At 71.7% G+C, this 12,676-nt stretch carries 7 protein-coding genes; 3 read left to right on the top strand and 4 right to left on the bottom strand.

Annotated features, from left to right (window positions below):
- Positions 1–21: 21 nt before the first annotated feature.
- Positions 22–6,363 (bottom strand): protein kinase, encoded by a 6,342-nt coding sequence (locus tag IF43_RS0106995; RefSeq protein WP_030195503.1) that lies wholly within the window; start codon positions 6,361–6,363, stop codon positions 22–24.
- Positions 6,364–6,808: 445 nt separating this feature from the next.
- Between IF43_RS0106995 and IF43_RS0106990 the strand changes: the two genes are divergently transcribed.
- The 3 genes from IF43_RS0106990 (at position 6,809) to IF43_RS0106980 (ending at position 10,073) form a co-directional block, all read left to right on the top strand.
- Entirely contained in the window at positions 6,809–7,534 is a 726-nt protein-coding gene (locus tag IF43_RS0106990) for a hypothetical protein (RefSeq protein ID WP_234331980.1), read from the top strand.
- Between the two features lie 298 nt (positions 7,535–7,832).
- Positions 7,833–9,011 (top strand): ribosome small subunit-dependent GTPase A, encoded by a 1,179-nt coding sequence (rsgA, locus tag IF43_RS0106985; RefSeq protein ID WP_030195498.1) that lies wholly within the window; start codon positions 7,833–7,835, stop codon positions 9,009–9,011.
- Between the two features lie 114 nt (positions 9,012–9,125).
- Positions 9,126–10,073 (top strand): helix-turn-helix domain-containing protein, encoded by a 948-nt coding sequence (locus IF43_RS0106980; protein ID WP_063753278.1) that lies wholly within the window; start codon positions 9,126–9,128, stop codon positions 10,071–10,073.
- A 58-nt stretch (positions 10,074–10,131) separates the two neighbouring features.
- Here IF43_RS0106980 and IF43_RS0106975 read toward each other — a convergent pair whose 3' ends face one another.
- The 3 genes from IF43_RS0106975 to IF43_RS0106965 all read right to left on the bottom strand — a co-directional run bounded on the left by IF43_RS0106975 (position 10,132) and on the right by IF43_RS0106965 (position 12,324).
- On the bottom strand, positions 10,132–10,512 hold the full coding sequence (locus IF43_RS0106975) for a PPOX class F420-dependent oxidoreductase (protein ID WP_030195495.1): 381 nt from the start codon (positions 10,510–10,512) through the stop codon (positions 10,132–10,134).
- A 251-nt stretch (positions 10,513–10,763) separates the two neighbouring features.
- Positions 10,764–11,246, bottom strand: coding sequence for a DUF456 domain-containing protein (locus IF43_RS0106970; protein ID WP_030195494.1), 483 nt, complete (start codon positions 11,244–11,246; stop codon positions 10,764–10,766).
- A gap of 97 nt (positions 11,247–11,343) precedes the next feature.
- Positions 11,344–12,324, bottom strand: a complete 981-nt coding sequence (locus tag IF43_RS0106965) for a helix-turn-helix domain-containing protein (RefSeq protein ID WP_030195493.1) — start codon at positions 12,322–12,324, stop codon at positions 11,344–11,346.
- Positions 12,325–12,676 lie beyond the last annotated feature (352 nt).

The following is a 12,676-nucleotide window of genomic DNA, read 5'->3' as shown; positions in this document are numbered from 1 at the left end:
GGTCGGGAGCCGGTGAGGCGATCAACGGAGGTGGAAATAGGCGGCGTTGTTGTCCGTGATGGTGTCCCAGTCCGCGTCCGTCGGGAAGCGCAGGACGTCCCAGCCAACGTCCTCCAGGCGGTACCCGGCCTCGACGTCGCGGGTGGAGTCGGCCGTGCGGCCGGGGAGATCGACGAACACGGCGAGGTTGGCACCGTCCAGGCGGAACACCAGATCGGGGCACGCCCCCGCCTCCTGCACGAGGACGTTGACCTCGTCCGGCAGCCGGTAGCCCTTCGCCCGCAGCCAGCCGAGCAGATCGCCTTGTGCGACGAGGGCAGCCAGATCCGCCTCCACCGAGGTCAGTGAGACGCTCTCAGAGGCGGCGTCCCCGCTGCTGACTGCGGGAGCAAGCCGGCGGAACTGTTCGCTGCGGGACTCGCCGCGGTCCTCCCGCTCGGTGCGGGCATCGGTCAGCCGCACCAGCAGCGGGTGAGCGGCGTGCCGGCTCAGCTGGCGATGGTGCGCCTGGTTGGCGTAGGTCAGCAGGCAGGCGTAGCAGCCGCGGGCACACTTCTCGTTGTCCGTCGGCCCGCCGCGGTCCTCGCCAGTGTCCGGGTCGAAGTGGCAGATCTCCAGTGCGGTGCGGGCAGCCCTGGCGAGGGCGTCCTTGTCGTGCTGGATCCGGCGCAGCACGCCGGCGCCGCCCTCGGCGGCCTCCGTGAACAGCATGTGGCGGCGCGGGCCATCGTCCGGGGGCAACAGCTCCGCGGTCAGCTCCGAGTCCTCCAGCTCGAACGCGGCCTCGATGCCCCGCTCCAGCGCGTACAGGAACGACAGGGCCACCGGCTCGGGCTGCGGCTCGTCCAGGGTGACCACAAGGATGTTACGGCGGTCCTCCACATAGGGCAGGACCCGCTTCTTGCGGCGCTTCTCGTTGCCGTCCTCGTCGACCACCGGCATGCCGGTGCCCTCGATGGCGTCCGCGGCGGCCCGGTCGTTGAGCCAGCGGCCGTCGCCCAGGTCCAGCCAGTAGCCGTCCGGCTCGCCCTCCTTGTCCCGTACGCGGCCGAGGTTGGTGATGCGGACGGTCGCGGAGTCGCCGTAGTCCAGGTTGAGGACGGGCGCGCCGTCGACGTCGGTGACATGCGAGGTGAGCCGTCCCTTGCGGGCCCCGTGGTCCTGGAACGCATACGAGGTCTCCAGACGGAAACCCGCCCGCCGGCGCTCCTCCTCGTCGGAGGAGATCCGCTCGCGCGGCGTGGTGTACACGGTGTGGAGATGGAGCAGGCCGGTGCGCTTGCTCCGCAGCTCCTCGTGGCACATCGTGCACCTGTCTACGCCGGGCTTGACGGCGTAGTGGTAGCCGCAGCCGTCGCAGCGCCGCGCCTCCGCCGTCGCCAGGTCCCCCGAGGCGTCCGGCGGCAGCTGCACGCGGGTGACCTGGTAGCGGGCACCCTCGTGGTAGATGAGCGCGCCGGGGCCGAACTCCCGGATCGCGAGGAACCGGGGACGCTGCAGATAGTCGCCGTCGGCGTTGCGGCGGTTGCCGGAGCGCGGGATGTACGCGGCCAGCGGAAGCCGCGGGAAACTGTAGCCGGGCAGGAAGCCCTCGGACGCGAGGTAGCGGTACGGGTTGAAGTCGCTCATTACCGACTTGCTGTCCGACGAGCGGTTCAGCAGCAGGTTCGCCTGCGTCTCCGCCTCGCGGCGCCGGGTGCGCGCCCGGCCCTGCTCGCCCTGCGAGAGGGTGTGGTCGACGACCCGCTTGTTCTGCTCGTACTGGTCGACGACGGCCGCCCGGAACAGCTCGCGCCAGCGGTCGAAGGAGTCGTCGAACCGCTGCGGGGCCCGCTCGATCCGGTCCTCGATCCACTCGTCGTACCACCAGGTGGTGTCCGCGAAGTCCTTGATCAGCGGGGCGAGGACGGTACGGGCCGCAGCGACCGCGCGCCGGCGGGCGCCCTTGTCCAACGACAGGTCGCGGATATGTGGGAGGAGCGGCAGCAGCATCTGCGGGTCGGGGCGGTCGCTGCCGTCGGGGTCGTAGGCCACGTCGACTACGTCCGGGATCGCGACGCCCAGCTTCATCCCCGTCTCCGCGAGCCAGATGCCCTGGATGTGGGACCGGACCAGGTCCTCGTTGGCGAGGTCCAGACGCGGCGGCGCTACCTGCCCGGCCACCATGTCCTGGGAGCGGCGGAAGTAGTACTGGTCGTGGCTGTTGCCCGTTGCGCAGTACGTGGTCACCAGGGCGGGTTGGCCGGAACGGCCCGCCCGGCCCGAGCGCTGCGCGTAGTTCGCCGGGGTCGGCGGCACATTGCGCATCAGCACAGCGTTGAGCGAGGAGATGTCGACACCCAGCTCCATCGTCGGCGAGCAGTACAGCAGGGGCAGCTCCGCCGTGCGGAACCGGCCCTCCCGCTCCAGCCGGTCCTCCGGGGTGACCTGCGCCGTGTGCTCCCGGGCGAACAGGCCGGCCAGCTCGGCCGCAGCCGTCCGGTACAGGTCGCGGAAGAACGGGTTGACGCGCGGGCCCTCCCCGCTGCTGTACGTGCGAGCCAGCGGGTCGACCGCGCCCCGCTCACCGCTGCCGGCACGCCAGATCAGGGCGGCGGCCGACACCCGGTAGCCGGTGCGCTTCTCGGCCGTCCGACGGCGGTAGGCGGGGCCGGCGTGCTCGGGGGCCGCCTCCACCTCGCGCACCAGCTCCGCGTCGAGCAGCACCTTCAGCAGGTCCTCGATGACGACCTGGACGTCGTCCAGCGGCAGGGTACGCAGTTCGGGCATGTTGCGCCGGAGGTACTTGCCGAACTTGCCGCGCGCCGACAGGAACAGCGCCGAGCGTTCCATACCCGGCTTCGAACCGTACGGGTAGGCAGTGCCGACGGCGGGCCGGTCGCCCTCGCTCAGGACCCACGGCCCGGTGAGGCGCTCCTCGCTCGCCCGCAGCAGTGTGTCGAAGTCGTCGCGGAAGTACTGCACGTCGATGGCGAGGGCACGCCGCATGTAGTCGAGTAGCGTACGGGCGACCTCCTCGCGCAGCGCGGGGTCGGCCTGGCGCAGGACGGCGTGCGCGGGCTGCCAGCGGTCCGGCTGAGCGGCGATCCAGCCTAGGTCCTCGTAGTCGATCCGCAGCAGGCCCGTCTGCTCCAGGTTCGGCATCGTGATGCGCCAGCCGCGCTCCAGGTCCCGGTAGAGCCGGTAGCCCACGACGTCTCGGAAGGCCTTCGTCGCACGACGCTCCATCGAGGGAGCCAAGGCCCTGCCCTCCGCGTACTCGCGCGGCGAGAGACCCATCACCTCGGTCACCGCCTCGGCCAGCTCGTCGTGGTGCAGGCCTTCCTCGCCCGCCTGCACGGCGGCCTGGTAGAGAGCACCACGCAACTGGGTGACCTGCGCGAAGTCGTTGAAGTGGCCCGCCTGGAGCGAGGCGTCCTGCCGGTTGTCGACGAAGGTGAGGAGCTTGCGCGCCTCTTTGCCGAGGCTCTCCTCCGGCACCGCCCGCAGGGACTTCACGATCGACGCGGAGATCAGCGAGGTGGCCGAGGAACGGCCCTCCTGGTCCAGCGTGGCCAGCTTGGCGAAGTCCCGGCCGCGGGTCTGCTCGTACGAGACCTGGCAGTGCACGCAGAACAGGAACGGCGCCGGGACGAACGCCGCCACCAGACCCTCGCCCGACTCGTTTCCGAACCCGTCCACGACGACCCGCTTGGGCACCCGGGGCCGGTAGGACTTCTTGACGGCGGTTACGCCCTGCGCGTCCGTCTCGAGCCACGACTCCGGCAACCTGCGGTCGTCCACGGCCGTCTGCGGATCGGCCGGCCACTCGTAGTCCTCCCCGGGCATGCCCAGGTACAGGTACCCCTCACCGTCCCGGCCCCCGGAGGCGGAGGTGTCCCGGCGCGGCTCGTACCGGAACGCCCCGCTCTCCTCGGTGCGCCAGACCGTCAGGTACTCCTGGCCGCACTCACGACAGAACGCCAGCGGGAACAGCGGCTTGCCGTCGCTGCCGGGCTGCTCCAGCTGGTAGGTGCGGGTGAGCGGGCGGCTGAGCGGATCCTCGAGGGTCGTGTAGACCGTGTCGCCCTTCGAGAGGAACTGGTGCAGCCGGAAGGCGAACAGCGGCCGCTCGGTCATCGGATTCTTCGCCTGCGAACCCGCCTCCAGCGTGGTGCGGATCGCCTCGCGCACGCTCTCCTCGGCCACCCCGGACTCCGCGGCGAGCTCGGCCGCCGCGTCCTCGACGGTCCCCGGGGCACAGCGCCGGAACCGCCCTGTGCCCTCCTCGCGCTCCAGACCGAACCGCGACTCCAGCCAACGCGCCAGCGAGTCCTTCGTGAGCGCCTCGTAGGAACGGGGCGCCGCCGGCACCCGCAGCCGTTCGGCGGGCACCGTCACCGGCGCCTCCTCGGTGGCCCGGATCAGGGTCTCGCCGATGACACGCTTCGGCAGCACCGTCGTGCCGAACAACCGGCCGGCGACCTTGGCCACCTCGCGCCGCTGATTCTCCCAGGTTCCCTCGGTGGACATGGTGGCCGAGGTGCCGATGCACTGAAGGGTCGCCGAGGCCCGGCAGGCCTCGCGGACCCGGCGGATCAGGAACGCCACGTCCGCACCCTGCCTGCCCCGGTAGGTGTGCAACTCGTCGAAGACGAGGAACTGCAGTCCGTCGGCCATGCGGATGAGACTCGACCGGTCGTCCGGCCGGGTCAGCATCAGCTCCAGCATCACGTAGTTCGTCAGCAAGATGTCCGGCGGGTTCTTGCGCAGCTCTCGCCGCTGCTCCTCGGACTCCTGGCCGGTGTACCGGGCGAAGGTGACCGGCTCGTTCCCCGCCCCGAATCCGTGACGCAGGTACTTCTCCAGCTCCATCAGCTGCGAGTTCGCCAGCGCGTTCATCGGGTACACCACGATCGCGCGCACCCGGCCCCCCGCGCCGCCTGCCTGACGCTCCTTCAGGACGTGGTTCACGATCGGGACGATGTACGACAGGGACTTGCCGGAGCCCGTACCGGTCGTCAGCACATAGGAATCGCCCGCCTGCGCGGCTTCGATCGCCTGCCGCTGGTGGAGATGGAAGGTCAGCGGGCGCCCGTCCGGGCGCCGTGAGCTCTCCTTCTTGCCCGCCTGGAAGATCTCCGCGCACTTGGGATGCAGGATGCCGTCCCGCACGAGGTCGGTGACCTTGCCTCCGTCGGCGAAGAACGGGTTCAGCGACAACCACGGGTCGGGCCACTGCGACTTCGCCGCCATGTCGTCCTCGACGAAGCCGGCGATCCGGGCGTCCCGGATCACCGTCGCGCTCTTGGTGAAGCTCTCGTACTCGCTGATCAGGTCGGCGTGGATGCCGAAGACGTCCATCGTCTCGGGCAGGCGCGGCTCTCTGCGCGGCACGGGAGCGGGCGCCGCCGAGGTGCGCTCGGGGAGCAGGGCCCGCAGCCGGGCCACCGGGTCCATCACCTGCCAGTGCGGGGCAAGCAGAGCGGCCGTGTCGTCCGGCGCGAACGCGAGCGGGACCAGCACGTCACGGAGCAGGGCGGCGTTCTCGGGTCGCAGTTCGGCTTCCTTCTCGAGCAGGCGGTCCACCAGGCGGACCAGCTCAGCGGGCAGGTCCGGGCGCACCAGGGTGAGCAGCGGCGGCCGCGCGTGCTGGTGCTGCTCGGAGAGCTCGTACGGGGTCCGGGCGGAGAACGGCGGCTGTCCGACCAGTAGTTCGTACAGAATGCAGCCGAGCGCGTAGAGGTCGGCGAGCGCGGTGACGCGTTCGGCCCGGAACTGCTCGGGTGCCATGTAGCGGGCCGTGCCGACGCTGACGCCGGTGCTGGTCAGCCGGGTTTGGTCGGGGTCGTCGACGATCGAGCCCATGCCGAAGTCGAGGATCTTGACGGTGCCATCGCTGGTTAGCATCACATTGGCGGGCTTCAGGTCGCGGTGGACTACCCCGGCCGTGTGCGCGGCGGCGAGTCCGGCGACGATCTGTGCCCCGATGGCGGCGACCCAGGAGACCGGAAGCTGGGGCTCCTCGTCGATGAGGTCCGCGAGCGGGTGACCGTCGAGCAGCTCCATGGCCAGGTAGGGCAGACCGCTGCCACCCGGCTGGTCGTCGACGCCGCCGTCGATCAGCCGGGTGAGGTTCGGGTGGCCCTGGGAGAGCATGCGCATGATCCGCACTTCGCGGCGGAAGCGGTCGATCTCCTTGCCGGACCCCGATGCGTCAATCGCGACTCCGGTTCGGCCGCGCAACACGGTCTTGACCGCGACCTCCCGGTGTGGGGAGTCCGGGGCGGCCTGCCGGTCCTCGGCGCGGTGTACCTCGCCCATGTTCCCGCGCCCTACGATCCCCGTGATCCGGAATCGTCCGTTGACCGTCACCGGGTCCACTCGCCTTCCCCCGTTTCACCCGTCGCATGCAAGGTGGGCACGTCCTGCACGGAGCGTACACCTTCACGTGTTGACGAGATTCACACACTCGCGTTGACGTTGTCAACGGACTGGTCGGAAGTCTGCTCTGTCACGTCGCCCCGGACGCGCGGCAACCAGGTCGCAGCGGTCTTACGCCAGCGTCACCGGCATCGTGCGGTAGACCGGGGCGACTCGTGGGGCACTGCGACGAGGCACTACGTAGCGCGATCACTCATGGTCGCGTAGTGCGTGGATGCGCGGGTGGGGTGTCGCTGAGGGTGCGGTTGGGGCAACTGAGTCAGACCTTGCTCGGACCTCATGACGTGCGAGCCGGCGTCTCTCTACACGTGAATTCCGGCTACGCCAACCGGCGAGGGCATCGGATCCTTGGAGCCTCTGAACATCGCGCTGCCGGAGGAAGGTCATGGCTCCCTACCCGCATTACAGCCCCAGTCGGGATCGGAAGCTCGACGACGCCAGGGCGGATCTGCCACACGTATCCGCGTCGGATCCCGTGGGCCGATTCCATGTGGCACGACAGCGAGTTGGAAAGCCCATTGCGGTGTCGGCGTGGCGCGTTACAACGGAGAATCCTGCGGTCGCTGACGCTGTGGGTGGGTTCTATGGAGGTGTGCCGCAGATGTTGGACGCCGGCGACGAGCATGTCGCCGAGGTCCTGACTCGCCGCGATCACATCCCTGTCTTGCTGGATGGCCGCGGGGCCGTCTCGCTTCGCATGGTGATGCGCGGAGCTGGTGAGACCTTCCATGTCTGTGATGGAACTCGGTTCCTGGAGCCAGCGGGCGCACGTGGATCGCTGTGTGGATGTCCGGCGAGCCTGGCTGACCGCAAGGCGGCAGCCCAGGCGGGTCGCGGGCCGACGCCGGAGGTCCGAATCGGCTTCCGGCTGGCGGACCTTCCCGAGCTGGGTGTGTTCTCCCTCGTATCGACTTCATGGGAACTCGCTGCCGAGCTGCCCATGTTGGCTTCAACCCTGAACGCGGCGGCCGTTCCGGCCATGGGTGTGCTGCGGTATGGACTGGTGGAATTCACCACGCGCTCCGGGATCGCCGTGAGCTACAGGCGGCCGATCGTTGAGGTCGGCAGGACCCAGGTCTTCGCCCAGGACGCTGTACGACTCGCGGCGTGACGTTGGTCCGCCGGCTGTCGGCGTCGTGCGGGTGAGGCCCCGGATTTAATCGGTGGTGCCGCGTCCTGGGGTGGGGCTATGGTTCTGCTCGTTCCAAGGCGCGGCTGTGTCGTTGCCGAGGGCACGGTGTTGGTTCGTTGAGAAAAAGCAGGAGGTGAGGACATTGATGACTGTCACGGTGACGGGCTCTGCCCGCATTCAGGAGTTCATCGTTCCCACCCCTGTGGTCTCCGGCTGACACCCACTCGATCCGCGCGCTCGGAGCGCGCCGCCGGGGCCACCCTTCGAAGGGTCCCCCTTGTCCAACGCTCCTCTCCACCCGTTTTCCTCTTCCGCTGTCCAGCACCCGCTCGCCGTCTACGGCTGGGACGAGGGCTGGGAGGCCGAGTTCGCCCCGTACGCCGCGCAGGGCCTGGTCCCGGGCCGGGTCGTCCGGGTCGATCGCGGTCAGTGTGATGTGGCCACCCCTGACGGCGTCGTCCGTGCCGACACCGCGTTCGTCGTTCCCCATGACCCGATGAAAGTCGTGTGCACGGGGGACTGGGTCGCCGTCGATCCCGAGGACGGCGACCCGCGGTACGCGCGCACGATCCTCCCTCGCCGGGCCGCCTTCGTGCGGTCGACGTCGTCCAAGCGTTCCGAGGGTCAGGTGCTGGCCACTAACATCGATCACATCGTCATCTGTGTGTCGCTCGCGGTCGAACTCGACCTCGGGCGGATCGAACGGTTCCTCGCGCTCGCGATGTCCAGTTCGAGCGGCGAGGCACTGCTGCGTACGTCGGCGGACTCCTGGGAGTCCGGGGCCCAGCCGCTGGTCGTCCTGACCAAGGCGGACCTCGTCCCGGACCCCGTCACGCTCGCGCACCTGGTCCAGGACGTGGAGACCAGCGCCCCCGGCGTGCAGGTGCTCACCGTCAGCTCGCTGACGGGCGAGGGCATGGACGTCCTCGGGGCGGTCGTCGGCACCGGCACCAGCGTGCTGCTCGGCATCTCCGGCGCCGGCAAGTCCACCCTCGCCAACGCCCTGCTCGGCGCCGAGGTGATGGAGGTCCAGGCCACCCGCGACGTCGACGGCAAGGGCCGGCACACCACCACCACGCGCAACCTCCTCCTGATGCCCGGTGGGGGCGTCCTCATCGACACGCCGGGGTTGCGCGGCGTGGGGCTGTGGGACGCCGAATCGGGCGTCGGCCAGGTCTTCTCGGAGATCGAGGACTACGCCGCCCGGTGCCGCTTCCACGACTGCGCGCACGATGCGGAGCCGGGCTGTGCCGTGCTGGCGGCCGTCGACAGCGGTGAGCTGCCCGAGCGCCGCCTGGACAGCTACCGCAAGCTGCTGCGCGAGAACCAGCGCATCGTGGCCAAGACCGACGCCCGGTTGCGCGCGGACATCCGGCGCGACTGGCGCATCAAGTCCGCCGAGGGCCGCGCCAACTACGAGGCCAAGCGCGGCGGCCGCAGCGACCGCTGGGGGTAGGGCCTGCCGTGGTGCCGGGTGGCCCCGCTCGTGGGTCACCCGGGCCGGGAGGGCTCGCTGCCTGGCCCTGACAGGACCAGGCAGCGCGGTCGCCGTACGGGCCACAATCGGTGCATGACCAGGACGACGGGGACATCCACGATGCGAGCAGCGGCGGCCGGCCTGGGGGCGTTCCTGCGCGCCCGGCGCGCCGGTCTCACGCCCGACGACGTCGCGCTGCCCGACTACGGCGGTCGACGCCGGGTCGCGGGGCTGCGGCGCGAGGAGATCGCCCAGCTCGCCGGGGTCAGCGTGGACTACTACACGCGGATGGAGCAGGACCGCGTACCGAACCCCTCGGCCGAGGTGCTCGACGCGCTCGCCCGGGCGCTGCGGCTGACCGCCGACGAGACGGCCCATCTGCACCTGCTCGGACGTCCGGCCCGCCGCGTCGGCGGCGGCCGGGCCGGGGCGGCGGGCGCGGAGCGCCCGCGGGCGGCCGAGGTGCAGCAGGCCCGGCCGATCCTGCGCGTCCTGCTCGGCGAACTGCGCGACGTGCCCGCCCTGGTGATGGGGCGTCGGATGGACGTGCTGGCCTGGAACCCGGCCGCGAGCGCCCTGCTCGGCGACTTCGGGGCACAGGACCCCGCCGAGCGCAACATCGCCCGCAACACCTTCCTGAACCCGGCCGCCCGGGAGCTCTACGCCGACTGGACCGCCTGCGCCCGCGAGAACGTCGCCTACCTCCACCTGGAGGCCGGCCGCCGCCCCGGCGACCCGGAGCTGGCCCGGCTGATCGGCGAACTGTCCATGCGCAGCCCGGAGTTCCGGCGCTGGTGGGCCGAGCATCCGGTGCAGGACAAGACTTCGGGGCGCAAGGGGTTCCACCACCCCGTGGTCGGCGACCTGGAGCTGGCGTACGAGACCCTGCGCGCGGCCGACGACCCCGACCAGGCCCTCATCACGTACACCGCCGAGCCGGGCAGCCCCGCGCACGACGCCCTGCGGGTCCTGCTGGCCTGGTCCGCCGCCGCACCGGAATCGGCGCGGGCGGCGGGGCCGGGCGGCACGGCACGGTCCTGAGGCCGGGATCCTGAGGCCGGTCTTGAGGCCGGTCCTGAGGACGGTCCTGAGGCGGCGGTCAGTCCTGTCCGAGCCCCCAGGAGTGCACGCGCTCGGGGTGGATGACGATCACCTCGGGGCTGAAGCCGGGGCCCAGGTCGTGCGGCCCGGTGCGCAGCTCGGCCCGACCGCGGATCTCGACGCCCCGCACGCGCCAGGGCCGGGTGCTCGCGAGGTCGTCGACCACCAGCGCCAGTCTCGGGTTGGCGACCAGGTTGCGCCACTTCTTGCTGTCGCCCATGCGCATGCCGCCGACCAGGACGGTGCCGTCCTCCTGCGGGAAGAACCCGACCGGATTGGCCTGCGGCTGCCCGTGCGGGTCGACGGTGGCGAGCCGCCCCAACCGCTGCGACGCCAGGTAGGCGCGCTCCTGCTCCGTGAACCCCGTGAATGCCCTCATGGCCCCAGCCTCTCCCAGCCGCCCCCCGGCCCGCATCGGACCACGGACGCAGACTCCCTCGGCCCGGCGTCCTAGGCGTATGGGCCCCAGTGAGGTGGTGGCCGCGTCCCCGAGGCCCGCGTGTCGAAGACGGCCGGCTCGGGGACGGTACGGGAGCCCGGCGCGGCCCGCCCGAGCCGGCGCACGGAACGCTCCTGGTCGCGCGAGCCGAGCGCGGCCGCCAGCCCGGTAGCAACGCCCCACCACCCCCCTCACCCCCACAGCACCGCCCCCAGCCACGCCCCCGCCACCAGCAGGCAGGCGAACAGTTCGACCAGCACGCTCGTGCCCACCGACCGCATCACCACCCGCGTCGAGGCCGCCGCCTCACCGTGGCTGCCGAGCCGCAGCCGCTCGCACAGGTAGACGCCCCCGATGAAGCCCGGGACCGCCCCCACCACCGGCACGAGGAAGAACCCCAGCAGCGCCCCGCAGCCCGCGTACACCGCCATCCGCCGGCTGGCGCCGGTGCCGCGCAGGTGGCGCGGAGGCAGCTGCCACTTGACCACGTCCATGAAGAGCAGCAGGGCCGTCGAGGCGACCAGGATGACCCAGGCCAGCCCCGTGCGCTCGCGCATGGACCACCACAGGACCCCCGCCCAGACCAGCCACGTGCCGGGCACGCCGGGGATCAGCACTCCGATCAGGCCGAGCAGCAGCACCAGCCCCACCAGGAGTTGCTGAGGCAGGTCCATTTCCCCAGCGTGCCGGACCCCCGGCCCCCGGGCCACCCGACGTGACCGGCCGGTACGCCGCCCGGGCACCCCGGTCCGCCCCCTGCCGGTAAGCCCCCTACCGCGCCACCCACCCCCGCTCGTACGCGTGCCACCCCAGCTGCAGCCGCGTCGTCACCCCGGTCAGCTCCATCAGGCCCTTCACCCGTCGCTGCACCGTGCGCAGCCCCAGGTCCAGGTGCTTGGCCACGCTCGCGTCCGTCATCCCCGACAGCAGCAGCGACAGGACCTGCAGGTCCGTGGTGTCCGGTACGGACCCCTCCTCCGCCACCGTGTCGGCCGGCCCGAGCCGCAGCGGCAGCGCGTCGCGCCAGACCGCCTCGAAGAGCCCCATCAGCGACTCCAGCAGTCCGCTCGCGTGCACCACCAGCGCCGCCGGCTCCGCCGAGCCGCGCCCGGTCAGCGGCACCATCGCCAGGTTCCGGTCCGCGACCACCAGCTTCGTCGGCACCCGGTCGGTGACCCGGACCCGCTCGCCCCGGCCCAGCGCGGTGGTCGCCTCCAGCAGGCCGTTCGGCAGGGCCAGCACGTCCCGCTCGATCACGACCCGGTACGCCACCCCGCGGTCCGCCGCCCGCTCCTCGGCCTCGTTGTCCGTCCCCGTGACCACCTGCGGCTGCCCGGTGACCAGCGCGCACACCTCCGCCGCCGCGCCCAGCTGGAGCTGGACGAAGCGGTGCGCCACCGCACTCGCCCCGGTCACCACCTCCACCAGGTCGTGCACCGCCGGCTCGGCCGCCTCCGCCCGGTACTCCTGCGCCAGCAGCGCCGCCGCCAGCTCGGCCTGCTCCAGCTCGTGCCGCTGCTGGGTCAGCAGCGCCCCCAGCGCCACCCCCGGCGGCGCCGCCACCCACCGGCCCGGCCGCGCCGAGGACTGGGCGGCCAGCCCCTGCCGTTCCAGGTGGCGCAGCGCCCGCTCCGTGAGCGGCACCGGAAGCGCCAGCCGGTGCGCCAGATCGGGTATCTCGGCCGCCCCGAGCGCCACCAGCGCGCGATAGGCGGATTCCTGGGCCTCGTCGAGACCGAGCGCACCCAACACCAGAAACCACCCCTTCACGGACCAGCCCACCGTCGGGCCACCGCGGCGGAAAACAGCCACGGCGCAAACCCGCCCGGGGACATCATCACCGCACCTGGCACCGCTCTGCCAAGGTCATGCCACCGCAGCACCGAACATCCACCGGTCACGGCCCGCCGGCGCCGGTGCCTGAGCGGCGCCCCCCGGGGCGCACGAGACGGGCCCGCCGGGGCCGGGACACAGCCGTGGGGGCTGCGGACCGGCCGGCGGCGGGTCACCGAGAGGGGTCCGCCGGGCGACCTTCCCGTGGGGGGTGGGGCCGCCCGGTGGACCTCTCGCGCTGGTGGCGGGGCCGCGGTGAGGGTCCGTCAAA

Origin of the sequence: Streptomyces sp. NRRL S-87 (genome assembly GCF_000719335.1) — a bacterium.
Taxonomy (GTDB): Bacteria; Actinomycetota; Actinomycetes; order Streptomycetales; family Streptomycetaceae; genus Streptomyces.
This window is presented reverse-complemented; position numbering and strand designations above follow the sequence as displayed.